The organism is Streptomyces tibetensis, from assembly GCF_040647715.1.
Lineage (GTDB): Bacteria > Actinomycetota > Actinomycetes > Streptomycetales > Streptomycetaceae > Streptomyces > Streptomyces tibetensis_A.
The window spans coordinates 429,729-451,766 of the sequence record NZ_JBEZCR010000005.1; the positions used below are offsets into that span (position 1 = coordinate 429,729).

Consider the following 22,038-nt stretch of genomic DNA (forward strand, 5'->3'; position numbering starts at 1 on the left):
CCTTCCTGCCGGCGTCCCGCCGGCCCCCAGACCCGCGCAGTGGCAGCGCCCTGCGCGGTTGCGGCCCCGACCAGGCCGCAGCCCGTCGTATCCGAGACGAACCGAGAAGGAGAACACATGAGCACTGCTGTCGCCAACGACCGTCTGGTGAAGCGCTTCGAGAAGTGGGACATCGACGGCAACGGTGTGCTGGAACCCGGCGACTTCCAGGGCGAGGCGGCCCGGATCGCCCAGAACCTGGGGCTGAAGGCCGACTCCGCGGAGGTTCAGGAGCTCCTGACCGCCTTCCAGGGACTCTACGAGCACCTGGCCGAGAAGGCCGGCGTCCCCGCCGGGAACGGCATCAGCCGGGAGCAGTTCCTCGACGCCACGGGGGACATGCTGTTCAAGGAGGGCGAGGCGAGCCTCAACCGCGCACTCTCCCCCATCGTGAAGGCGCTGATCCGCCTGTGCGACGACAACCACGACGGAGAGATCGACGAGCGCGAGTTCCGGGCCTGGCTGACCGCGGTCGGCGTGCCGGACTCCCGGGCAGGTGACATGTTCGGGCAGCTCGACACGGACGGCGACGGCCGCCTGTCCGAGGAGGAACTGCTCGGGGCGCTCCGCGACTTCCACTTCGGCCGACTGGACGTCGAGCTCCTCGGCTGACCTGCCGGAACGGCTCGGTGGCCCCCTGGGTATCCGCCCAGGGGGCCATCCCAGGGAGGGCGGCCTGCGGCCGAAGGCGTCAGCGCTTCGGCCGCAGGCCCCCTTCGTCTCGCCCTTGGACGAAGGTGACGCGGGCCTCGGGCTCCAGCCGCAGGTCCCGGCCACTGACCGGACGGGGGGTGTGGATCAGGATGTTGTAGTGGTTCGGAAGGTGGCAGGCGTCGAAGCCGAGGACCGTGCCGACCGGCGTGTCCCCGATGGTCACCAGATCGCCGCGGTCGATCACGCCGCCGCACAGCAGTTCCGCGAAGCCGAGGAAGCCCACCCGGTCGATCCGGGCACCCGGGCGCGGGTCCCATTGGTCGGTGCTGACCAGTTCGTGCACCTCGCCGCGGCGGACGCAGCGCGCCGCGTGTTCCTCCAGCCGCATCCCGCGGTCCGTGCGGTGGTGTGTCAGCACCTTGACCAGGTCGGCGCGCACCACACGTTTCGGGCCGTCCTCCGCCGGGTTCACCGGTCCGCCTCCGCTGTCGCCGCATCGGGCGCGCGCAGCGCGCAGCGGTAGGCCGCCTCGACCGACTCCAGTGCGGCCAGGCCGCCGTGCGCTCCCGGTCCGGCCGGGGCACTCCGGTCGACGAGGGAGGCGAACTCCGTGAGGATCGCCTCGTACTCGTGCCACAGCGACGCCTTGAAGCCGGGGTGGCCGGCCAGCATGTCGGCGTGCAGGACCTCCCCGTCGGCCAGTTCGACCTCGACGTCCTTGAGTTCCCCCTGATACGACCAGTCCAGTTCCACCGAGGCGGTGGCTCCGGTGGGGCTGTCGAGGCGGATCACGGCCTGCCGGTCGAGGCCCGAGCCGTCGCGGTGGATCTCGCAGCCGGTGACCGTGACGTCGCCGAGCAGCAGCCGCACCAGGTCGACGGCGTTCGGGCCGTTGTCGGCCACGCAGCCGCCGCCGCAGCGGGCGGGGTCGAGATACCAGTCCTCGCCGCCGAGATGCTCCTCGATGCGCTCCAGGTACCGCACGCGAACCGCGACGATCCTCCGGCCGGCCGCCCGGTGTGCCAGCGCGCTGACGGCCGCGTTGTAGCGGCGGTGGAACGCCGTCATCAGGGGGACGCCGCAGCGCCGCGCGAGCTCCTCCAGCAGGCTTCCCTCGGCGGCGGTGAGGGCGAGGGGTTTCTCGACGCACACGGGAACACCGGCGCCCAGCGCCTCTCGGCAGACGGGGAGGTGTGCGTGGTTCGGGACGGCCACGACCAGGGCGTCCGGCCGTGCCCGGGCCAGCAGTGTGCGGTGGTCGCGGAAGCGGGCCGCCCGGCCCCGGTACTGCTCCAGGGCCCGCTCGCGGGTGTCGCACACGGCCGACAGCTCCCAGCCGGGCAGTTGTTCGGCGGCGGCCAGGTAGTAGGGGGAGATGGCGCCGAGGCCGATGACGCCCAGTCGCAGAGGCCCCGTCATCGCAGGTTCCCGGCGCCGGCACCAGCGAGGAGACCCAGGTCGGCCAGTTCCCGGTACAGGTGCTCCGGCAGCGGGACGCCGTCTCGGCGGCGCCCGGCGGCGAGTTCGGCCTCCCGCCACCCCGGGTAACGCACCGGTTCGCCGCCGGGCACCGGCGGACAGTCGGCGAGCGCGCCGAACAGGGAACGGGTCGTGGCGGCGACGTCCGTGCCCGGACGCAGCACGTCCGGGGCGATCGCGAGGAGGAAGAAGCCGATCCCGTCGTCCCGTCCGTGCGGCCCGCCGTCCCCTTCCAGGGCGGCGGGCGAGGGACCCACGGCCGACCCGGACACCACCGCGGCCAGCAGTTCCACCGCGATACCGAGTCCGTAGCCCTTGTGGACGCCGGTCTCGGCCGTACCGCCCAGCCAGCGCAGGAACGCCTCGCCGCGGTCGAAGGCGGACGGGTCGGTCACCGGGGCGCCCGCCGCGTCCTCCAGCCAGCCGACGGGCACCGGCGTGCCGCGGCGGGCGGCGACGCGTACCCGACCGGTCGGTGCGACGGTGGTGCTCATGTCCAGCAGGAAGGGGTGGCCGTCGAGAGCGGGTGCGGCGACGCTCAGCGGGTTGGTGCCGAGCATGGCCACCGCGCCTCCCGGCGGCCGTGCGATGCGCTGGCCGCCGCAGTTGCTCGCGACGACACCGATGATCCCGGCGTGCGCGGCGCGGACGGCGTGGAAGCCGGCGCACCCGAAGTGGGTGGCGCCGCGCACCGACACCAGGCCGACGCCGTGCCGGCGGGCCCGGGCGACGGCATCGTCCATGGCCTCGGCCGCGGCCCACAGGCCCAGGGCGCGGCGGGCGTCGACGACCGCGCAGGCGCCCAGGTCGGTGACGGTCCGCGGTTCGGCACGGGGATCGCAGCGCCCCGACTCCAGCAGCGGCAGGTAGAGCCGGGTGAGGTTGAACACCCCGTGCGAGTCGTGGCCGGTGAGGTCGCCGTGGCACAGGGCGTCGGCAGCGAGCCGGGCCCGGGGCTCCGGGATGCCGTGGCCGGTGAACAGGCCGGTCAGCGCGGCATGCAGCTCGGCGTGGCCGACGAGGACGGATGCGTCGTCGGAGGTTGCCGGGGAGGCGGTGGGCACCGTCATACGGGGTTCCTTACGTCAGGGGACGGTCGGTGGCCTTCGGCGAAGAGGGTGACGAGGCGGTGGACCACGCCGGCGAAGTCCTCCAGATCGGCGAGGTCGACGAACTCCCCGGGCGCGTGGGCGTGGTTGGCGGCGAGGTCACCGGGGCCGAGCACGGTGGTGAACGCGTCGTCCAGGCCGGCGGCCCAGACGGCGTCGCAGGTGAAACCGGGGTCGTCGTCGTCCGCCGGCCGGGCTCCCGCGCGGGCCAGGAGCGTCTCGGCCCAGGCGTCGCGGTTGTCCAGCGCGGGCAGTCCGTGCTTGTCCCAGCCGAGCCGTGTGATGTCGGCCGCGTCCCGTGCCGTGCGGGCGAACTCCCGGGTGGGGGTGAAGAGTTCGGTGAAGCGGAGCAGACCGTCGGTGACGTGCCGGGTCATCGCGGCCCTCAGGTGCCGGCCGTCCGCGGTGGTGCGGTAGGACAGGTTCACGAGCAGGGTGCCGGTGCCGTGGACGCGGTTGTGCGTGCGGCCGGTGTGCAGCCCCGCCAGGCACACCCGTGCGCCGGGTACCTCGCCGTCCAGGCGGGCGGCGAGGTACTGGGCGAGGAAGCCGAGCAGCACGGTGGCGTTGTGTCCGGCGTCCGGATGGTCGTCCACGGCGTCCTCACCGGTGACGGTGATCCGGGCGGTCATGGCGGCGGTCGCCCGGGGCAGCGCGCGCAGCCGGGTCGGCTCGCAGAAGACGTTGAGGCGTCCGTGGTGGCCCGCTTCCAGCAGGGGGCGGGTGCCGTAGGTGCCCAGGGCGCCGCCCTCCTCCCCGGCGACGGCCTGCAGCAGGACGGTGACGTCCCGTCCGACGGCCGGGTGGGAAGCGGCGGCCCGCAGGCCCGCGAGCAGGGCGACAGCGGGCCCCTTGGCGTCGACCGCCCCCCGGCCGGTGAACCTGCTTCCGTCGAAGGCGGGCGGGACGTGTCCGGCGACGGTGTCCAGATGGACGTTGAACATCACCGTGTCCGCGCTTGGACGTTCGGGGCCCAGCCGCAGCAGCAGGCTGGGCTGGTCCGCCAGGAAGCGCGGGTCGCGCGCGGCGGTCCGGACGGTGGACGGGACGCCGGGCCGGTCCAGACAGGCCGGGGGCGCGGCCGCGAGCCGAACGGTGCGCAAGCCCACGTCGGCGGCGGCCGCCGCGTACCGGTCGAGGAGGTCGGGCAACCGCGACGGCGGGCCGGCCGGCTCCGCCTCCAGAGGGTTGACGCTGGGCAGGCGCAGAAGGTCCAGCAGCAGCCGCTGGTACCGGCCGGTGAACAGTACGGTCACGCCGTACCGCCCCGTTGGGAGGGTGCCGCCTCCACGCCGCGCAGCAGCCGGGTGAGCGCCTGCCCGGCCCGTACGAACAGGTCACCGGCGTCTTCACCGGCCCGGACCAGGCCCTCGTGGGGGCGCACGGCGAGGTGCGGTTCGAGGGAGAGGGCGCCGGTGTAGCCGTGGGCGGCCAGGATCCGCAGGCATGCGGCGACGTCGGCATCACCCTCACCGGGCAGGGTGTAGGCGGTGGTGCCGTCCGGGGCGCGGACGCCGTCCTTGATGTGGACGTGGGCCACATAGGGGGCGAGCTCGCGCAGCATGTCCGGCGCGTGGTAGCCGTGAGGAACGCCGTTGCCGGTGTCGAACAGCAGGCGCAGGGCCGGGCTGCCGACGGCGCGCAGCAGTCGGAGCGCGCGGTCGGCCCGGTCCCCGGCCCAGCCCGCGCAGTTCTCGTGCACCAGCACCAGTCCCGCCCGCTCGGCGCGGTCCGCCAGTACGGCGGTGCGGGCGAGGACGCGGTCGGCCCAATCGGTCTGTGTCAGACCGTCGTTGGGGTACGACATGATCCGGACGAGACGGCAGGCCAGGGCGGCGCACCGCTCGGCCAGGACGTCCAGTTCGGCGAGGTCCACGGCGAGGTCACCGGTGATGGGACGGGACCAGTTGCCGATCCCGGAGGCCACGGCGATCACCGAGACACCGGCGTCCTCCAACCGCCGCGTGAGGGTGCCGAACGCGGCCGGGGAGAGGTCGGCGACGGCGGTGCCGTCAACCGTGCGCAGTTCGATGGCGTGCCAGCCGAGGTCGTGCAGGGCGGCCAGCTGACCGTCGGTGCCGGGTGCCGCCTCGTCGCCGATCCCGGCCAGGGGCCCGAACCCTGTGGGCCCCAACCCGGTGGCGGGGTGCCCGGCGGTGTCGTACAGGGGCATGTCAGTGGCTCCCCTTGCAGGCGGACGGTGCGGCGGCGCAGTGTTCCCGGGCCGTGCACAGCAGGCGGGCGGTCTCGCAGGCGAGGGAGAAGCCGGCGGCGTCCGGCGCTTCGGAGAGGAAGCCGCGATAGGCGCCTTCCAGGAAGTCGGTCAGAGCGTCGTCCCGGAAGACCTCCCGAGCGGGACCGGGCACGCCGCCCGTGGCGGGGGCTCCGGCCGGCGCCTCGGGCGCGTCGGTGCCGACGGGGGTGATGACGAGCTGGGCGTGGTCGTCGTCCTCGCTGAGGGGGAAGTGGCCCGTGGCGGTCCCGCCGTCGAACTCGCAGACGACGCTGCGCTGTCGCACGGGTGCGCCCAGGTCGGAGCGCAGCAGTGTGGCCACCCCGCTGCTGTGCTCCAGTGCCACGTGGGCACCGCCCAGACGGGGCAGCTCCCGGTCTTCGCAGCGCAGGTCCCAGCAGTGCGCGGCGCGCAGTTCGGCGGGGCCGGCCAGGTCGAGGGCCAGAGCGAGGGAGTGGGGGATCTCCACGTCGAGGGCGCTCTGGTGCCCGTCGGTGGTCAGGGACCGCAGGAAGCGCGGCTTGTGCTGGTCCACGGTGATGCGGCGCAACGCACCGAGTTGCCTTCCCTGGACGAGCCGGCGCAGCCGGCCCGCGAGCCGGGAGCCGGTCCAGTGGGCCACGGCCACGAGGGCGAGGCCCGCCTCGCCGTGGAGCCGCATGAGGGCGTCGAACTCCTCGCGGGACGCCGCCAGGGGTTTCTCCACGATCATCCGCCGGAAACCGTGCCCGGCGAGTTCGGCGATCAGGGCGTGCCGCAACCGGGGCGGCGTGCAGACGTGCACCACCGCGGTGGCGGGGTCCACGTGGTCGAGGGCCTCATCCAGTGTGCTGACGACGGTCACCTCACCAGGGGTGGCCGTCAGCCGCAGAACACCGGCGCGCGGGTCGCAGCCGACCGGGGGCCGGGCGACAAGTGGATGACCCGTTCTTCCGGTCCGCCCGGCCAGCCGGGCCAGCGTCCTCAAGTGCAGTCCGGATCCGGACCGGCCTAGCCCGACCACGAGCGGCTGCAGCACAGGGCCTCCTCATTCTGTGCGCCAACTCCGTTGCGACGCTGGACTATTGCCGCCCCGTCAGGAATGGGTCAAGACATACGGAAGGCCTTTACTCACAACGTGTGAAGATTCCCCCTTTCTCATTCTCCGCGGCCCACGGACCCCCTTAGCGTCGGCATTCGACACGACTCGACGGGGCGGGTGCAGAATTGAGCGAATTACCGGCCACAAAGGGAGCGGCGCATGCGATTCCCTTCTTTTCCCAGGCCAAAACCTTCGAACTGCTGTGGCCTTCCATGGAGAAGTCACTGGAGGAGGTTTTCCACAGCGGTAAGTTCTCTCACGGAAAACAGGTCGGACAGCTTGAAACGGCGCTCGCGGAATTCACGGGCGCGCGGTACGTCATCGGTGTCAACAGCGGGACCGACGCGCTCGTGCTGCTGCTGCGCGCCTGTGGGCTGCGTCCCGGCGACGGCGTCCTGGTGCCCGCGTACTCCTTCTTCGCCACGGCGTCGGCAGTCGTTCTGGCCGGCGGCCGCCCCCAGTTCGTCGACATCGACCCGGAGACGTACGCGATGGATCCGGCGGCCCTTGAGGCGGCCGTCACCGACCGCAGCCGGTTCGTCATGCCGGTGCACCTGTTCCACACGATGGCCGACCTGGACGCCGTCGCCGCGGTCGCACGGCGGCATGGTCTGACGGTGGTCGAGGACAGCGCCGAGGCGATCGGCATGCGCCGCCGTGGGGTGCACGCGGGCCTGCACGGCGCCGGAGGAGTGCTGTCCTTCTTCCCGTCCAAGACGCTCGGTGCGCTCGGGGACGCGGGAGCCGTTCTCACCGACGATCCGGAGGTGGCGGACACCGTCGCGGCGCTGCGCCACCACGGCAGGACCGGCCGTACCCTGAACGACTTCCCGGCGATCTCGACCGACAGCGCCTGGCCGGGCGTGAACAGCAAGATGGACGACATCCAGGCGGCGGTCCTGCTCGCCAAGCTGCCCCTCCTGGAGGAGCAGATCGCGTACCGGGCCGAGCTGGCCGACGCCATGACCGCCCGTCTGCGGGACGTGCCGGGCGTCATCCGCCTGCCGCGGAGCACCGCCGTGGAGCCGGGCGACCGCGACGTGTACTACGTCTACCTCATCGAGACCGAGGACCGGGACGCCCTCGTCGCCCGTCTCGACCGGCACGGCATCGGCACCGAGGTCTACTATCCGTTGCCCCTGCCCCACCAGCCCGCCTTCGCCCATCTGGGCCACCGGGAGGGCGAGTTCCCCCGCGCCGAGGCAGCGGCCCGGCATGCCGTGGCCCTGCCGTTCCACCCCGATCTCAGCACCGGCGACGTGGACCGCGTGTGCGACACCGTCCGCTCCGTCCTGACCGGAGGAGGGACCGCATGACCGTATCGCTCCCTCCCACCGTCCCCTTCTTCCCGCCCGACCTCTTCGAAGCCGACCGCGCCGCGCTCATCGGCCTGGTCCGGGAGGTCGGCCTGGACCCGGAGCAGCGGTTCATCCTGGGCCGGCGCACCGCGGCCTTCGAGGATCTGCTGCGCGAGGACCTGGGAGCGGCCGACGTGGTCGCGTGTTCCAGCGGCACCTCGGCGCTCTCACTGGTGCTGCGGGCCGCGGACATCGGTCCCGGTGACGAGGTGATCGTCCCCGCGTTCGGGTGCGCGCCGCTGGCCGCGTCGGTGGCGGGCACCGGAGCCACTCCGGTCTTCGCCGACATCCGGCCCGACACCATGACCATGGACCCGGACCATGCCGAACGGCTCGTCACGACGCGGACCAAGGCGGTGATGCCGGCTCACATGTTCTCCGTGATGGCCGACATGCCGAGGTTCGCCGAGCTGGCCCGTCGGCACGGACTGCGTCTGGTGGAGGACTCGGCGGTCGCCCAGGGCGGCGTCCTGCGCGGCGTTCCGGCCGGACTGTGGGGCGAGGCGGGCGTCTACTCCTTCGTCCAGGTCAAAACCTGCGGCATGCCCGGCGAAGGCGGCGTGGTCGTCACCCGGGACACGGAGCTGGGCGAGAAGGTGCGGATGCTGCGCAACCACGGCCAGACGGCCGGGCGGCGCTTCGTCCACCACGCCATCGGGCTCAACAGCCGCTTCGACGAGATCCAGGCCGCGTTCCAGACGCACCGTTACCGCGGCTTCCCGCAGCGGCTGGCGCGTCGGGCGGAGATCGCCGCCTACTACACCGAACGCTTCACGCCGCTGGCCGGCCACGGCGTGGTCCCGCCGCCGCCCGACCGGGACGGCCGGTGCTTCTACGTCTACGCGGTGCTCGCCACCGACCGGGACTCCCTCGGCGCCCACCTGGCCGAGCGGGGGGTGGCCTCGCACGTCTACTACCCGCGCCCCCTGCCCGCGCACCCCGCCTTCGCCCCGTACGCGCCACCCGGTGCCCGCTGGCCGAGGGCGGAGCAGGCCGCCCAACGTCATCTGGCGCTTCCGGTGCACCACTTGCTGAGCGACGCACAGGTCGAACGTGTCGCCGACCTGGTGTGCGCGTTCGTCACCGAGCGCTCCTGACGAACGGCGCGCGCACAACAGCACGCACGACAGCCGCCGGGCCCGTCCCGCCGCCCCGGACGGCGCCGGCATCCCGTCCGACGCAGAGAAACCCAAGAGGTCACCCATGACGGACAGCATCGCGGCCGGCCGTCCCGCGCCCGCCGCCCACGGCGCAAGCAGGCTGCGCGTCTACGCGCGGCTCGGCAAGCTGGACGTGTACGACTATTACCTCGGCATCTTTCTCGCCCTCTCGGCGGCCCTGTTCCCGGTGGGCGACTTCACGGCCCGACAGGGGCTGGTACTGGTGCTGTTCCTGGCCGGGGAGATCGCGGTCCTCATGGCGATGGTCGCCCTGGACGACGTCACCGGCTTCCGGGACGGCAGCGACCTCGCCAACTACGGCCCCGACAACCCGCTGCGCAGCAAGGCGCGCAAGCCCCTCGTCGCCGGGACGCTGACGGTGCCGCAGGCGCTGCGCTTCGCCTGGGGCTGCGCGACCGCGGGCGCGGCGCTGTGGGCGGGAGCCGCCGTGCTGGCACCGCACCGCCCGCTGTGGGCGCTGGTGGCGGCGGGCGTCCTGTTCGTCGTGTCGCTGCAGTACTCGTACGGCCTGAAGCTCAGTTACCACGGCTTCCAGGAGGTGTTCCTCGTCGCGCTCGGCGCGGTGCTCGTGATCGTGCCGTACGGCCTGGTGGCAGGGGGCTGGTCCGGCTTCCTGATGGTGCAGGCGGTTCTGTTCGGGTTCGGGCCGCTGATGTTCGGGGTCTACTCCAACACCAACGACGTCGCCGGCGACCGGGCGGTGGGCCGTCCGACCGTGGCGGCTCTGGTGTCCGAGCGGGGCAACGCCGTGTTCATCGGGGCCCTGTCGGTCACCGAGTTCCTCATCGGTGCGGTCGCCTCCGTGACCGGCGCGGCCCCGTGGTGGTTCGTGGTGCTGATGCTCCCGGCGACCGCGCTGCGGGCCCGCCAGTACCTGACCGGTTTCGTCCGGGCGGACATCATGACGGCCCGCCGGACGGGCTTCGCGGTGCACCGGCTGAGTGTGGTGCTGATGACCGGGGCCAACATCCTGGTCGCGGCGGGGGCCGCCGCATGACGCCCGACGTCGACGTCGCGGTCGTCGGCGCGGGCATCGCCGGTCTGACCGCCGCCCACGAGCTGCGGCGTGCCGGGCTGTCGGTGCGGGTCTACGAGCATCTGCCGCAGGTGGGCGGCCGGATGCGCAGCCTGCGCCACGAGGGCTGGACGGTGGACACCGGAGCCGAACAGGTGGCGGCGCGCGGCTACCGTGCCACCTGGGAGCTGCTGCGCCGCCTGGGCGCCGGCCCGGCGGACGTCCCCCGGGTCGGCGGTGCGGTGGCCGTCTGGCGTGACGGGCGCGCCCGCCTCGGCGTCGGCGAGAGCACGGCGGTGTTCACCGGCGCCGGCCTCTCCGTCCGCGCCCGGCTCGACCTGGCCGCGTTCTCGGCGTGGACCGGGCGCCGCCGCGCCCGGTTCGACGGGGACCGCCCCGAGCACAGTCCGCTCGGTGCCGCCACGGTGCGGCAGACGGCCGCCCGCTACCACTCCGACCTGCACGACTACCTTCTCCAGCCGGTCGCGGGGTGCTTCTTCGGCTGGGACACCGCCCGCTCCGCCGCCGCCCCGCTGGTGAGCCTGCTGCTGGAGTCCGGCTCCCCCGCCGCCTGGCGTACCTACCGGGACGGCATGGACTTCCTGGCCCGCCGGCTGGCGGCCGGTACCGACGTCGTGACCGGCCGCGCCGTGCGGGAGGTCACCGACGCGGGCGAGCACGCCGTCCTGCGGTTCGACGACGGTGCGGTCAGAGCGCGGGCCGCGGTGCTGGCCGTACCGGCGCCCGTGGCGGTGGGGCTGCGTCCGGATCTCCCCGCCGACGAGCGGCCGTTCGTCACGGCCTGCACCTTCACCCCGATGCTGAAGGTCAGCCATCTGCTGGACCGCCCGCTGGCCCCGCCCGCCCGGCGTCCGGTGCACATCCTGCTCACCCCGGCCGTCGAGGAGGACGTGCTCTCGGGTGTGGTCGTGGACCACGCCAAGCACCCCGGCCGGGCTCCCGCGGGCCGCGGGCTGATCACGCTCGTGGCCGGTCCGCGCCGGGTCCGCGAGTTGCTGGACGCCTCCCCCGACGAGGCCGCCGATGTCCTCGCCCACGCGGCGGAACGCTACGTACCGGGCCTCGCCGGAGCCCGCCGGCATCATCTGGTGCACGCCTTCCGGCACGGCCTGCCGGAAGCGACCCCGCGGGCGCTGCGGGAACGCCCCGGCTTCCTGAGCCGCCCGGTGCGCGCCGTGGAGTACGCCGGCGACTGGGTGATGCTGCGGCCCGCGTCCGAGGGGGCCGTCCGGGCGGGTGCGCTGGCCGCGTCCCGTGTCCTGAGCAGGCTGAGGCGACGCCCGTCGTCCGGCCCCGACCGAGCCGAGGAGACCCGTGCGACCGCATGACATGGGCACCCTGTTCGACGACGCGACGGCCGGCGGCGCCCGGACCGTGTTCCACCTGGACCGGCCCTTCGACATCGCCCCGCGGGCGGGCACCCGGTGGACCGTCGCGGAACTCGCCGCGCTGGTGCGCGCCACCGCCGCCCGGCTCACCGACGCGGGGGTCCGGCCCGGGGACCGCGTGGCCATCGTGAAGGACAACCACTGGGACTACGACGTGCTCGCCTGCGCCGCCGTCCGCGTCGGCGCCGTGCCCGCCCAGTTGTCCGCCCGGCTGGACCCCCCGGACCTCCTCACCCTGCTGCGGCGGCTGCGGCCGGCCGCGCTGATCACCACCTCCGCGGTGCTGGCCCGCTGCCGGGACGCCGCCGCGACGGCCCCCGTCTGCGTCACCGTCGACACCGCCGTGCCCGGCGCGACCCACCTGGCCGCACTGGACGCCTCCCGCACGGGCGCGCCGGTGCGGCGCCACGACGACGAACCCCTGGTCATCCACCACACCTCGGGCACGACCGGCGTGCCCAAACTCGTGGCCCACTCCACGCGGACGCTCGTGCACAAGCTGGCCCGCCCGGAGGCGGTGCGCTACCCGGGCATCGGCCTGCGCCGGGACGACGTCCTGTGCAACGCCAGCGCGTACGCGCACGGGCGCACCTTCTGCTGGACGGCGGTGGTGATGGCGCTCGCGCCCGCAAGGATCGTGTTCCTCACCGGCGACGACCCGGACACCGCCGACCCGTTGCTGCGGGCGTACCCGCCCACCGTGATGGAGGCGCTGCCCGCCACCTACGTCCGGCTGCGGCCGCTCACCGCGCGGCTGGACAACCCGTTCCGGCGCGTCCGCCTGTACATCAGCACCTACGACGCGATGCACCCGCCCGCCCTGCGCGCGTACCTGACCGCCAGCCGCCGCGCCCACCCGCTGTGGATGCAGGGCTGGGGCCAGACCGAGACCGGACCGCTGACGTTCCGCTTCCACACGCGTGGCTCCACCCTCGCACCGGACGCCGCGTCCAGGACGCGCGGCCTGGGCCGTCCGGTGCCGGGCCGGGCCCGGCTGCGCGCGGTGGACCCGGACACACTGCGCCCGGTGCCGCGCGGCCGCCCGGGTCTGCTCCTGGTCCGCACACCCGCCCTCGCGCTGGGCTACGTCGGTGAACAGGAGCGCTGGGAGGCCAAGCGCGTCGGCGACTGGTGGTCCACGGGCGATGTGGGGGTGCACCACCGCGACGGCAGCGTCAGCGTCCTCGACCGCGAGGCCGACACCCTGCCCGGGATGAGCTGCCTGCGGACCGAGGACCTGCTGGAGCAGCGGCTGCCACAGGCTCTGGAATGCGTCATCGTCGGCACCCCGGACGGCGATCCGCTGCCGGCCGTGGTCACCGCCGACGGCCGGCTGGATCCGGATGCCTGGAAACAGGCCGCTCACGGGCTGCCGGCGATGCGTCAGCCCGCGGTCCTGACCTGGGACGAGGTCCCTCGCACCGGCACCGGCAAGGTGCGCCGCGCCGCCCTGGCCCGGCACCTCACCGGCACCGCGGTCACCGGGACCGGCCGCTGGACCTGACCGGCCCTTCTGCAAGCCGGGCCTGACGGGTCATCACGTCGACGAGAGGAGTCCTGCCGTGCCCCAGCCGTCTCCCGATACCGTGCCGCAGCCGCCCCGCGCCCGGGAGCCCGCCCGGAGAGCTGCCCGCGCGGTCTTCGGCAACGGCACCGCGCACAGCCGCGACCAGCACCGTTGCCTGGCCGCCGCGTACGACCCGGTGACCCTGCCCCGACTGGCCGCCGCCGGCGTCGGTCCGGGCTGGCGCTGCCTGGAGGTCGGTGCCGGCGGGGGCAGCATCGCGCGCTGGCTGGCGGACCGGGTCGCACCGGGCGGCTCCGTGCTCGCCACCGACCTCGACCCACGCGACCTGACGACCGGCCCGGGCTTGGAGGCCGCTGCCCTCGACGTCGCCCGGGACCCGCTCCCGGAGGGCGCCTACGACCTGGTGGTGGCCCGCCTGGTCCTCCAGCACGTGCCCGCGCGCGACACCGTCCTGCGCAAGCTGGTGCGCGCCCTCAGACCCGGCGGCCTGTTGCAGATCGACGAGATCGACGCCTCCTACGAACCGCCGCTGCTCACCCCCGGCCCACAGGCGGAGGCGCTGTACGTCCGGTTCCTCGAGGCCAAGAGGGCAGCACTGCGCGCCGCGGGCGGCGACCCCGGTTGGGCACGGAGAGCGCCCGCCGCCATGCGGGCGGCCGGACTGACCGCCCTCGACGTCCACCTCCACATCGGCGTACGCCACGCACAGGACCCCGGTCTGGAGCTCCAGTTGAACCACACCCGTAACCTCCAGGACCGGCTCAGGGAGCAGGGCATGACCGACGACGAGCTGGAACGGGTGCGGGACCTGATGCAGGACCCGTCCTTCCGTGCCGCGTCCAGCGTCTTCTACTCCGTACAGGGCCGTCGGCCCGCCGAGGAGCGACTGTGACGCCGGGACCGCGGGACGAGGTCCGGCCGACGGTCGCCACCACGGTCGCGGAGCGTCTGCTGCGGCACACCGCACGCGCCCTTCCGCAGGGGCCCGGCGCCGGCCAGGACCCGGTGCGCCTCCACCTCGACTGGGCGGGCCCCGTCGCAGCGGACCTGCCGGACGAGCGTGCCGTACAGGCCGCCTGCGGTCTGATGCACGTCCACGGCCGGGCCACGGGCGGGCCCGCCCCCCTGGCGGTCGACTACGCCTCGGTGGTGGCAGGGGTGCTCGCCGCCCTGGGTGCCACCGCCCTGCGCGTCGGGCGGGCCCGCGGGATGGACCTGTGCGAGGTGAGGACCTCGGTGGCCGAGGGGGCACTGCTGGCGGTCGGGCAGTACCTCGCCGCCGCCACGGCCGGAGGGAGCGGTGGTCCTCCGGAGCCTCAGCCCCCGCCCGGCTCCGCGAGCAGTGCGGGCGGCCTGGCGACCCTGGTCACGTCCGACGGTGTCCGGGTGGAGGTCGAGACCCTCGACCCGGACGCGTGGCGGAAGTTCTGGGTCCGGCTCGGTGCGGCGCCGGGCGTCGCGGGCCGCGGCTGGCCGGCGTTCCAGCAACGGTTCGCCACCGCCGTCTGTCCCCTACCCGACGCGCTGCGGCAGGCCGCACGCCGTCACACACTGCCGGATCTGCGGGCCGCCGCACACCACAGCGGGGTCAGCCTGCTCGTCGTACGTTCCGACCCGGCCCCCTCCGTCCGCCCCGAGCCCTGGGACCTGACCCCCGGGCCGGAACCGGCACCGGGCCGGACGCCGCGTGCGGACAGTGCCGTAGAAGCCGCCCCCTCCCCGCGCCCGGCCCGGGAGGGCGCCCTGCCGCTGACCGGGATTCAGGTCGTGGAGTCCACCCGCAGGGTGCAGGGCCCGCTCGCCGGGCACGTCCTGCGGATGCTGGGCGCCGACGTCGTACGGATCGAGCCGCCCGGCGGCGACCCGATGCGCTGGCTCCCCCCGCTGGCGGGAGAGTGCTCGGCCCGGTTCCTGGCGCTCAGCGCGGGCAAGCCGGTCATCGAGGCCGACCTGACCACCGCACAGGGCCGCCGCACCATCCGCGCCCTGGCCGCCGAGGCCGACGTGTTCCTGCACAACTGGGCGCCGGGAAAGGCCTCCCGTCTCGGTCTGACCGCCTCCGACCTGCTGCCCGGATGCCCCGACCTGGTCTACGCCTGGGCGTCCGGTTTCGGTGACGCGTGCGGTGACCGGCCCCCCGTGGGCACCGACTACCTCGCCCAGGTGCACAGCGGACTCGCCGCCGCGGTACGTCCGGCCGGCGACCCCCCGGCCCCGTCCCTGATGACCCTCACCGACGTGCTGGGCGGGCTGGTGTGCGCCCAGGGCGTGCTGACCGCGCTGGCGGTCCGTGAGGCGGCCCACCGGGGCAGCCAGGTCCACTCCAGTCTGCTCTCCGCGGGCACCCTGGTCCCCCGTGCCGCGAGCCGGGTCGTTTGGACGCCACTGGACCGGCCGCTGCGCACGGCGGACGGCCACCTGTACCTCGGCCCCGGTGCCCGGCGCCACCCCGAGGAGGTGCGTCGCCTGCTGGACGGCGCCGACACCGCATCCGTACGGGACGTCGCGGCCCGCTTCGCCCGCCGTACGACCGAGGAGTGGCAAGTGCGGCTGGCCGAGGCAGGACTGACGGCGACACCCGTGCTGACCGACCTGTCCGGCCTGCTCCACGACGCCGCCTTCCGCAAAGCCGTCACGCCGCCGGACCCGGCCGGCGGCTACGCACGCCCCTGCACACCGTGGGAGTTCGCATGACAACCGCCCCCACCACGCCGGAGAGGACGGGGACGACGGGGACCAGGCAACCGGTGTGGACCTCACGGGCCGGAGTCCCCTTTCCCGACCATGTGCCCCGCGACCTGCGACGGGCCTGGGTGAGGGCCGGAGTGTGCCCGGACACCGACCTGTACAGCCTGTTCACCGCGCGGGTCCGGGAACACCCTGACCGTGAGGCGCTGGTGGACGACGCCGGAGCGCTGTCCTACGCCGCCCTCGGCGCCGAGGCGCGCCGCATCGCCGCCGTGTTCGAGCGGGCGGGCCTGGGGGCCGGGGACGTGGTGGCGCTGCGCCTGCCCAACGGCCGCGACGCCGTCGCCGCGGAACTCGCCGTGTACGCGATCGGCGCGGTGGCCCTCCCTCTCCCGCCGGGCGGTGACGACCATGACCTGCGGGCGCTGCTCGCCCGCTCACGGGCCCGCGGCGTCGTTCTCACCGGGGCGTCTCAGGCACGGGCCGTCGCGGACCTCCCCCACCTGCGCTCCGTGTTCGTACCCGGCCGCGGGGAGGCACCGTCCCACGGGCTGCACGCCCCGCATCCCACGGACCGGCCCGCCCCGCATCCCATGGCCGGGCACTCCCCGCACCCCACGGGCTGGCACGCCCCACACGCCACGATCCGGCACGCCCGGCGACACCGGCCGGCCGATCCGTACGGCCCCGCCCGCATCCTGGTGTCGTCGGGTACCGAGGCCGAGCCGAAGATGGTCGCTTACAGCCATCACGCCCTGGCCGGCGGCCGGGCCCGCTACGTCCGGGCACTCAGCCCGGATGCATCGGTGCCGCCCCGTCACCTCGTCCTCGTCCCGCTGGCTTCCTCCTTCGGTTCCCTCGGCACGCCCGTCACGCTCGCCGCCCTCGGCGGCACTGTGATCGTGCAGTCGGTGTTCGACGCGGAGGACGCTCTGCGGCTGGTCTCCGAGCACCGCCCCACCCACCTCTTCGCGGTGCCCACGATGCTCCGCCGGCTCACCGACCTCCCACCCCGGCCCGGCGAGGACACCTCCTCGCTGCGTGTCGTCGTCTCCAGCGGCGCGGCGCTGCCCACGGCCACCGCTGACGCGTGCGTCCGGCGGTTCGCCCGGCCGGTGGTGACCGTCTACGGCTCCTCGGACGGCGTGAACTGCCATACCGCGGGCGAACGCCACCCGCTCGGCGACAGCGTCGGCACCCCCGACCCCACGGTCGCCCGCATCCGGATCACCGGCCTCGACGGCACGCCCCTGACCACCGGGCACACCGGCCAGATCGAGGCCAGGGGCCCCATGACACCGATGTGCTACGTCAACGCGCCGGAGCTGGACGCCCGTTACCGCACGTCGGACGGCTGGGTGCGCACCGGCGACCTCGGCCGGCTGGACGAGCACGGACGGCTGCACGTCCTGGGACGGCTCAAGCGCGTCGCGATCCGCGGCGGCCTCAACATCAGTCTCGCCGAGGTCGAACGCGCACTCGGCCATCATCCGGCGGTGTCCGAGGCGGTCTGCGTACCGGTACCCGACCCGGCCCTCGGCGAACGCCTGTGCGCCTGCGTCCGCCCGGCCCCCGGCACGCCCACACCCACCCTGTCCGAGCTCACCACTCACCTGCTGCACCGGGGGCTGGCCCGCCGCAAGCTCCCGGAACTCCTCCTGGTGGTCGAGGAAATGCCCCTCGGCCCCACCGGCAAGATCTGCCATCGCACCCTGGCCGCCCGGGCCGTTCAGCACCGCGTCCCGGACCGCTCAGGAGGCGGGTGACGACACTGCCCCTCCCGCCCCCCGCCACTGCCCCGCTCGGCATGGGACACGTCTCAGTCGCAGTCCACCGCGAAAGCAGCAGCGGGGTGCAGCCTCGTTCGTACTGATCCGGCCGCCCTCGAACCTACCGAGCGCGTCCTCTGTCAACGGTTGATCGCCCTTGGAAGCGTCACGTACCGCCCGAGACGGTCGGTGGGCTCACCTCCGGGACCCATCGACCACCGGGTTCGTCAACTGCGCCGGCAGACCGCCCTCGTCAGTCGTCCGGACCCCGTCAGCCGAAAGTCAAACGACGGGGAACCAGGTTGCGAGGCGCTTGGCGATCGCCGGTACATCGACGTTGTCCTGCGCGACGTCCTCGACGAACGGGCCGGCCACGGAAACGGGCGGCGGGACGGTACTCGCGCTGACGCCGTTGAACCGCAGGAAGACACGCATGGCGAGCCAGGCAGTGCGCTTGTTGCCGTCGATCAGCGCATGGTTGCGGGCGACGGAGTGCAGCAGCGCCGCAGCCTTCTCATGCAGCGTGGGATACAACTCGGCCCCGAACACATGCGTGCGGGGTCTCTCGATCGCCGACACCAGAAGGCCCATGTCACGCACGCCGTGCTCAGTACCGTTGACCGTGCGGGCGACGGCCAGGATCTCGTCGATCTGGACGTAGCGCACGTCCGTCACTTCAGGTAGTCCAGGATCTTCGCATCGCTGTCCATGAGCTCGGCCAGGACGTCATCGACCTTGAGCTCGGCCCGGTTCTGGGCATCACGGATGGCCTCAATGGCAAGTTCCTGCTTGCTGCGGCCCTCCCGACGAGCTCGCTCTGTGAGCTTCGCATCAAGGTCGTCGGGGAGTCGAAGGGTCATAGCCATACAAACATGATACCAGGCCGGTATCAAGTGGCGCGGTCGGGCCACGCTCGGCTCCGCGAAGGGTGGGACCAGGCGCCCATGCGCATCGCTGCCGCGGAGGTCCAAAGACTTCCATTTCGAGCGTCATCCGAGCGTCAAGAGTCCCGCAAGAGCCACTTGAAGGCGTCGCCGTTGCAAGCGCCTCGCTCACGAATTCGCAGGTCAGAGAGGCTCTCAAAGACCGACCCGTCCGCTCAAACCGCTACACGGAGGGAAGCAGGTCGAAACCCACCAGAGCAACAAATCCGCAGGTCAGACGCCCTTGCCCACAGGCTCGAGAACCGCCACGCACTCCACGTGATGCGTCATCGAAAAGAGGTCGGCCCGGAAGAGTCACGAAGAACATCAGCTCAGGGACCGTTGTGGACTCCAGGGTCCGGCCACCGCCCGGCCCGGCGCAATGCCGGGCCGCTTGCGGGCGGCAGGTCTGCATGACGTGGATGCGCGAGAGCGGCCCCGCCGCCAAGGCCGCCACGGCATCGACGCATGTGGGGGCACGGTGATCGACGTCGACGAGACGGGCGTCTTCCTCTGCCTGGACGTCGGCAAGAGCAACCACCACGGCCACGGAGTCACCCCGGACGGGAAGACTCCGCGACGGCACCTTCTACGAACCCCGCCTCCCCAAAGCAGCCCTCGCATGACCAGCTCCGGCTTGGCGAAGGACATAGAGGCACCCCCCCGGCTTCGCGTTCACTGAGAGCGGCGGGCTCATCCACTACTGGGGATGCAAAGATCAAGGTGAACTGGCACGACGGCTCCAACTGGAGCGCCGCCGTGGACCTGAACGTCACGCAGGCAGGCGGCCGGGTCCACAACGGCGCGAAGCTCCCGACGAGTCCGCAGAAGATCGCCATCGGCCGCACCAGGAAGAGCGCGAGCGACACCGAGGACGACATGCCGGTCAGCTGGCTGCTCCAAGTGGCCGAGGCGTGACCCGGGCAGCCCCATCTGTCTCCCGATCAGAGGACCTGTCTCCGTGCGCGTGATCATCCACATTTCGTCCGGCGTCTTCATCGGCCGACCTCGGCAACCGCCCACCTCGACGGCAGCGCAGTCGCCCGGTTCTGGCCGACGTCCATCGGCGGACCTTGCGGACCTGGCGTCGCTTTTGCCGGTGGTCTCAGCGCTGAGTGAGCATGCCTTCGCGCAGGCGGCCCAGGGTCCGTGCCAGGAGTCGGGAGACGTGCATCTGGGACACACCCAGGTGTTCGCCGATCTGGGCCTGGGTGAGTTCCTCCACGAACCGCATGTGGATGATCTGCCGGTCTCGCTCGTCGAGTTCGGCGAGGAGCGGGGCGAGGGTGTGGAAGTCCTCCACCAGTTCCAGCGACTGGTCTTCGGCTCCGATGAAGTCCTGCAGAGCGCTCTCGCCGTCTTCGCTGCCGCCGATCGCGGCGTCCAGGGAGGAGGAGTTGTAGCCGTTGGCGGCAAGTCGGGCTTCCCGTACCTCGTCCTCGGGCAGGCTCATCAGCTCCGACAGTTCCTTGACCGTGGGGGTGCGGCCGAGCCGGCTGCGCAGTTCCTCGGTGGCGCGGGCGAGCTGGACGCGGGCTTCCTGCAGCCGGCGCGGCACGTGTACGGCCCAGGTGGTGTCGCGGAAGAACCGCTTGATCTCGCCCACGATGTAGGGGATCGCGAAGGAGGTGAACTCCACTTCGCGCGTCAGCTCGAACCGGTCGATGGCCTTGATCAGGCCGATCATGCCGACCTGGACGATGTCCTCCATTTCTTCCGCGCCGCGGCTGCGGAAACGGCCGGCCGCGTACCGGACCAGGGACATGTTCATCTCGATCAGTGTGCCGCGGGCGTAGCTGTACTCGGGCGTGCCCTCTTCCAGGACCGTCAGCTGTTCGAAGAACAGCTTGGAGAGCTGGCGAGCGTCTTTTGGCGCAACCCGGGAGGGGTCGGCGACCTCCGGCAGCTCGCTCGTTCGTGCGTCCAGTGCCGCCGGAATGCCCATGAGCGCCATGCTGTGCCCCTCCCAAAGTTGGAGCCGACCGCGCTATCGCCTGCAAAACGGCCGACGGCGCATCGCCTACCCCGCCTTCCCGCACCTATACCTGTGCTGTGTTGTTCGGGCTCGCTGCCTGGTCGTGTCAGCTGGGGAGGTAGCAGCGAACGGTGGTGCCTTCGGGGCCGGTGTGGACACGGACGAGGTCGGCGAGTTGGTGGACCAGCAGGAGTCCGCGGCCGCCGGGCTGCGTGGGATTCGGCGGACGGCGGCCGGCCAGCGGATCGGTCAGCTGTCCGCCGTCGTGGACCTCGCAGACGATGCGGCCGCTCTCGGCCCAGATCCGCAGCGTCCCCGAGCCGGCGCCGTGGACGACGCTGTTGGTGGTCAGCTCCGCCACCGCGAGTTCCAGGTCGCCCAGGCTCACGCCGGACACGCCCAGGGCCCGCGCCCGGGACACGGCGAAGTCGCGGATCTCGGGCAGCGTCGGTGCGGCGAAAGTACGGGCCGCAGCATCGAGTGGAGCGAGCAGGGGCTCGTTGTAGCGAGCAATGATCTCTTCGGGGCTGTAGGCGGTGGATCGCCTCTCACCGTCGGCGTCGATGACGACCGGGTGGGTCGCCAGGGCGTCACAGAGCGCCTGCTGCTCCAGTTGCCCAGCGTCGTAGGGACAGAGGATGGTCACCGCGCGCCCGGTGAAAGCGGCGTTGATCAGCGCTTCGTGCTGGACGCACGCCGGGTACTCGTCGGCGGAACGGCCCTGCCAGATCGGCTCGCCGATGATACGGACCCGGCGGGCGCCGGGTTGGGCGTCGGCGAACTTGCGCAGCACGTTGGCGATGATGCGGCCCGGGTTGCGGCCGGCCTCGGTCATGTCGATGAAACGGACCTGTGCCGCTCGCTCACCGAGCCCCTCGCGGATCAGCTTCAAACGATCCGGCGGAGCTGCGACGGCTGCGGGCTCACCGGCGTCCAGCCCTTCCCGCAGGAACGGAACCGTTCCCGCGACGTACTGGTCGGTCCCCTCGTAGAAGAGCGCCGGGTGCACGAACGGCTCGTGCGAGGGCACTGTGGTCATCACGCAGCCACCTCGATCACGGAAAGCCCGGGCCAGAAGAGTTCGAGGATGCGCGGCAGCTGCGCCGGAGGTCGGTGAAGCACGATCCGCTGTCCCTCGGGGAGACGCTGGGCGGTGACCGCAAGGTCCGTCACGCCGGCCACATCCACGAATCGCACCCGGGACAGATCCACGTGATACACGTCCGTGCCACGCTCGACCAGTTGCTGCAACGCCTGCTGCCAGACCGTCCGTGTGTTCATGCTGATCTCCCCGATCGCCCCCAGCCCCGAACTGTCGGGCAACGGATCGATCTGCAGTACCGCCTCACGTGGCGGCGCGGCGGAGGGACCGCCCACGCCAGGTGCGACATCCACGCTTTTGCCCCCAGTTCCCCGGGCTCGGCCGCACGGCGGCTCATATCGATCGCCTTGCACGATACCCGGTCAGGCACGGCGGACGCCCAGTCCGGCCACGCGAGAGAATCGGGCCCCCCTATCTGCGCGGGTCCCGAGACGTGAGCTGGTGGAGCTCGTGCGACCCAGTACGTGCCTTCCTGCAGTGGCGCCCGTGCCGACT

General features: G+C 72.9%; 21 protein-coding genes. 10 read left to right on the top strand and 11 right to left on the bottom strand.

Translation table 11 applies throughout. The features are described 5' to 3' along the window. Positions 1 to 117 precede the first annotated feature (117 nt). A complete protein-coding gene (locus AB0B29_RS16310) occupies positions 118 to 651 on the top strand; it encodes an EF-hand domain-containing protein (RefSeq protein ID WP_362239567.1) in 534 nt (177 codons plus the stop codon). A gap of 79 nt (positions 652 to 730) precedes the next feature. On the opposite strand, the gene AB0B29_RS16315 is transcribed toward AB0B29_RS16310, so the two are convergent. From AB0B29_RS16315 to AB0B29_RS16340, 6 genes are read right to left on the bottom strand one after another with little or no spacing between them, the layout of a single operon-like run. Then, positions 731 to 1,165, bottom strand: coding sequence for a DUF6917 domain-containing protein (locus tag AB0B29_RS16315; RefSeq protein ID WP_362239569.1), 435 nt, complete (start codon positions 1,163 to 1,165; stop codon positions 731 to 733). Further along, positions 1,162 to 2,112: a Gfo/Idh/MocA family protein gene (locus AB0B29_RS16320; RefSeq protein WP_362239572.1), complete on the bottom strand. Its 951-nt coding sequence runs from the start codon at positions 2,110 to 2,112 to the stop codon at positions 1,162 to 1,164. The genes AB0B29_RS16315 and AB0B29_RS16320 overlap by 4 nt, the downstream gene beginning before the upstream one ends. Further along, entirely contained in the window at positions 2,109 to 3,242 is a 1,134-nt protein-coding gene (locus AB0B29_RS16325; protein WP_362239574.1) for an Ldh family oxidoreductase, read from the bottom strand. The genes AB0B29_RS16320 and AB0B29_RS16325 overlap by 4 nt, the downstream gene beginning before the upstream one ends. Continuing rightward, entirely contained in the window at positions 3,239 to 4,537 is a 1,299-nt protein-coding gene (locus tag AB0B29_RS16330) for a M20/M25/M40 family metallo-hydrolase (protein WP_362239577.1), read from the bottom strand. Before AB0B29_RS16330 ends, AB0B29_RS16325 begins: the two co-directional genes overlap by 4 nt. Then, positions 4,534 to 5,454: a sugar phosphate isomerase/epimerase family protein gene (locus AB0B29_RS16335; RefSeq protein ID WP_362239579.1), complete on the bottom strand. Its 921-nt coding sequence runs from the start codon at positions 5,452 to 5,454 to the stop codon at positions 4,534 to 4,536. Before AB0B29_RS16335 ends, AB0B29_RS16330 begins: the two co-directional genes overlap by 4 nt. Before the next feature lies 1 nt (position 5,455). Further along, complete coding sequence (locus tag AB0B29_RS16340) at positions 5,456 to 6,532, bottom strand: Gfo/Idh/MocA family oxidoreductase (RefSeq protein WP_362239582.1); 1,077 nt, start codon at positions 6,530 to 6,532, stop codon at positions 5,456 to 5,458. A gap of 275 nt (positions 6,533 to 6,807) precedes the next feature. On the opposite strand from AB0B29_RS16340, the gene AB0B29_RS16345 reads away from it, so the two are divergent. The 8 genes from AB0B29_RS16345 (at position 6,808) to AB0B29_RS16380 (ending at position 17,540) form a co-directional block, all read left to right on the top strand. Further along, complete coding sequence (locus AB0B29_RS16345) at positions 6,808 to 7,911, top strand: DegT/DnrJ/EryC1/StrS family aminotransferase (RefSeq protein WP_362239584.1); 1,104 nt, start codon at positions 6,808 to 6,810, stop codon at positions 7,909 to 7,911. Continuing rightward, entirely contained in the window at positions 7,908 to 9,050 is a 1,143-nt protein-coding gene (locus AB0B29_RS16350) for a DegT/DnrJ/EryC1/StrS family aminotransferase (RefSeq protein WP_362239586.1), read from the top strand. Before AB0B29_RS16345 ends, AB0B29_RS16350 begins: the two co-directional genes overlap by 4 nt. A gap of 106 nt (positions 9,051 to 9,156) precedes the next feature. Then, complete coding sequence (locus AB0B29_RS16355; RefSeq protein ID WP_362239588.1) at positions 9,157 to 10,131, top strand: UbiA family prenyltransferase; 975 nt, start codon at positions 9,157 to 9,159, stop codon at positions 10,129 to 10,131. Beyond that, positions 10,128 to 11,498: an FAD-dependent oxidoreductase gene (locus AB0B29_RS16360; protein ID WP_362239591.1), complete on the top strand. Its 1,371-nt coding sequence runs from the start codon at positions 10,128 to 10,130 to the stop codon at positions 11,496 to 11,498. The genes AB0B29_RS16355 and AB0B29_RS16360 overlap by 4 nt, the downstream gene beginning before the upstream one ends. Then, on the top strand, positions 11,485 to 13,062 hold the full coding sequence (locus AB0B29_RS16365) for a class I adenylate-forming enzyme family protein (protein ID WP_362239593.1): 1,578 nt from the start codon (positions 11,485 to 11,487) through the stop codon (positions 13,060 to 13,062). The genes AB0B29_RS16360 and AB0B29_RS16365 overlap by 14 nt, the downstream gene beginning before the upstream one ends. A gap of 58 nt (positions 13,063 to 13,120) precedes the next feature. After that, on the top strand, positions 13,121 to 13,978 hold the full coding sequence (locus AB0B29_RS16370; protein WP_362239596.1) for a class I SAM-dependent methyltransferase: 858 nt from the start codon (positions 13,121 to 13,123) through the stop codon (positions 13,976 to 13,978). After that, positions 13,975 to 15,780: a CoA transferase gene (locus AB0B29_RS16375; RefSeq protein WP_362239598.1), complete on the top strand. Its 1,806-nt coding sequence runs from the start codon at positions 13,975 to 13,977 to the stop codon at positions 15,778 to 15,780. The genes AB0B29_RS16370 and AB0B29_RS16375 overlap by 4 nt, the downstream gene beginning before the upstream one ends. Then, complete coding sequence (locus tag AB0B29_RS16380; RefSeq protein WP_362239600.1) at positions 15,777 to 17,540, top strand: class I adenylate-forming enzyme family protein; 1,764 nt, start codon at positions 15,777 to 15,779, stop codon at positions 17,538 to 17,540. Before AB0B29_RS16375 ends, AB0B29_RS16380 begins: the two co-directional genes overlap by 4 nt. 285 nt (positions 17,541 to 17,825) lie before the next feature. On the opposite strand, the gene AB0B29_RS16385 is transcribed toward AB0B29_RS16380, so the two are convergent. Together AB0B29_RS16385 and AB0B29_RS16390 are read right to left on the bottom strand one after the other, a co-directional pair. After that, positions 17,826 to 18,218, bottom strand: a complete 393-nt coding sequence (locus tag AB0B29_RS16385; protein WP_362239602.1) for a type II toxin-antitoxin system death-on-curing family toxin — start codon at positions 18,216 to 18,218, stop codon at positions 17,826 to 17,828. After that, entirely contained in the window at positions 18,215 to 18,409 is a 195-nt protein-coding gene (locus AB0B29_RS16390; RefSeq protein WP_362239604.1) for a ribbon-helix-helix protein, CopG family, read from the bottom strand. The genes AB0B29_RS16385 and AB0B29_RS16390 overlap by 4 nt, the downstream gene beginning before the upstream one ends. A gap of 780 nt (positions 18,410 to 19,189) precedes the next feature. Between AB0B29_RS16390 and AB0B29_RS16395 the strand changes: the two genes are divergently transcribed. Then, the gene (locus AB0B29_RS16395) at positions 19,190 to 19,384 is read left to right on the top strand and encodes a hypothetical protein (RefSeq protein ID WP_362239606.1); all 195 of its coding nucleotides are present in this window, start codon (positions 19,190 to 19,192) and stop codon (positions 19,382 to 19,384) included. Between the two features lie 187 nt (positions 19,385 to 19,571). On the opposite strand, the gene AB0B29_RS16400 is transcribed toward AB0B29_RS16395, so the two are convergent. The 3 genes from AB0B29_RS16400 to AB0B29_RS16410 all read right to left on the bottom strand — a co-directional run bounded on the left by AB0B29_RS16400 (position 19,572) and on the right by AB0B29_RS16410 (position 21,836). Further along, the gene (locus AB0B29_RS16400; RefSeq protein ID WP_362239608.1) at positions 19,572 to 20,420 is read right to left on the bottom strand and encodes an RNA polymerase sigma factor SigF; all 849 of its coding nucleotides are present in this window, start codon (positions 20,418 to 20,420) and stop codon (positions 19,572 to 19,574) included. Between the two features lie 127 nt (positions 20,421 to 20,547). Further along, positions 20,548 to 21,480, bottom strand: a complete 933-nt coding sequence (locus AB0B29_RS16405) for an anti-sigma factor RsbA family regulatory protein (protein ID WP_362239610.1) — start codon at positions 21,478 to 21,480, stop codon at positions 20,548 to 20,550. After that, complete coding sequence (locus tag AB0B29_RS16410) at positions 21,480 to 21,836, bottom strand: STAS domain-containing protein (RefSeq protein ID WP_362239612.1); 357 nt, start codon at positions 21,834 to 21,836, stop codon at positions 21,480 to 21,482. The genes AB0B29_RS16405 and AB0B29_RS16410 overlap by 1 nt, the downstream gene beginning before the upstream one ends. Positions 21,837 to 22,038: the final 202 nt, after the last annotated feature.

Excerpts from the sequence above, each read along its gene's own strand:
- AB0B29_RS16400 (WP_362239608.1), bottom strand. The coding sequence starts at position 20,420 with ATGGCGCTCATGGGCATTCCGGCGGCACTGGACGCACGAACGAGCGAG.
- AB0B29_RS16355 (WP_362239588.1), top strand. The coding sequence starts at position 9,157 with ATGACGGACAGCATCGCGGCCGGCCGTCCCGCGCCCGCCGCCCACGGC.
- AB0B29_RS16390 (WP_362239604.1), bottom strand. The coding sequence starts at position 18,409 with ATGGCTATGACCCTTCGACTCCCCGACGACCTTGATGCGAAGCTCACA.
- AB0B29_RS16335 (WP_362239579.1), bottom strand. The coding sequence starts at position 5,454 with ATGCCCCTGTACGACACCGCCGGGCACCCCGCCACCGGGTTGGGGCCC.
- AB0B29_RS16360 (WP_362239591.1), top strand. The coding sequence starts at position 10,128 with ATGACGCCCGACGTCGACGTCGCGGTCGTCGGCGCGGGCATCGCCGGT.
- AB0B29_RS16345 (WP_362239584.1), top strand. The coding sequence starts at position 6,808 with ATGGAGAAGTCACTGGAGGAGGTTTTCCACAGCGGTAAGTTCTCTCAC.
- AB0B29_RS16320 (WP_362239572.1), bottom strand. The coding sequence starts at position 2,112 with ATGACGGGGCCTCTGCGACTGGGCGTCATCGGCCTCGGCGCCATCTCC.
- AB0B29_RS16310 (WP_362239567.1), top strand. The coding sequence starts at position 118 with ATGAGCACTGCTGTCGCCAACGACCGTCTGGTGAAGCGCTTCGAGAAG.
- AB0B29_RS16380 (WP_362239600.1), top strand. The coding sequence starts at position 15,777 with ATGACAACCGCCCCCACCACGCCGGAGAGGACGGGGACGACGGGGACC.
- AB0B29_RS16350 (WP_362239586.1), top strand. The coding sequence starts at position 7,908 with ATGACCGTATCGCTCCCTCCCACCGTCCCCTTCTTCCCGCCCGACCTC.
- AB0B29_RS16325 (WP_362239574.1), bottom strand. The coding sequence starts at position 3,242 with ATGACGGTGCCCACCGCCTCCCCGGCAACCTCCGACGACGCATCCGTC.
- AB0B29_RS16405 (WP_362239610.1), bottom strand. The coding sequence starts at position 21,480 with ATGACCACAGTGCCCTCGCACGAGCCGTTCGTGCACCCGGCGCTCTTC.